Origin of the sequence: Streptomyces sp. DH12 (assembly GCF_020873895.1) — a bacterium.
Lineage (GTDB): Bacteria > Actinomycetota > Actinomycetes > Streptomycetales > Streptomycetaceae > Streptomyces.
The window spans coordinates 1-480 of the sequence record NZ_JAHWGT010000823.1; the positions used below are offsets into that span (position 1 = coordinate 1).

Here is a 480-nt window from a genome sequence, read left to right on the forward strand (position 1 = left end):
TGGCCGTGCCGCCTCCCACGAGGGCCGCGGCCGTGACGACGGCGATCACGATGTTGCGCTTCATGTGGGTTCCTCCCGAGTGCGTGGGCTTTCGACGTCTTCAATCTCGCCCACCGACGCTGAGCCGAAGCTGAAGCAGCCTGAAGTGATCTTCAGCTTCCCTTTGCGACCCTGGACCGCATGCGACTCCTGATCGTCGAGGACGAAAAGCGCCTCGCCCTCTCCCTCGCCAAGGGCCTCACCGCCGAGGGATACGCCGTCGACGTCGTGCACGACGGCCGGGAGGGGCTGGACCGGGCCACGACCGAGCAGTACGACCTGGTCATCCTCGACATCATGCTGCCCGGCCTCAACGGCTACCGGGTGTGCGCCGCCCTGCGCGCCGCCGGGCACGACGTGCCGATCCTGATGCTCACCGCCAAGGACGGCGAGTACGACGAGGCCGAGGGCCTGGACACCGGCGCCGACGACTATCTGACC

The 480-nt window shown here is 67.9% G+C and carries 1 protein-coding gene; it reads left to right on the forward strand.

The features are described 5' to 3' along the window. Positions 1-180 precede the first annotated feature (180 nt). The coding region (locus LPA54_RS37265) for a response regulator (protein ID WP_228984883.1) at positions 181-480 on the forward strand (300 nt) is incomplete at its 3' end.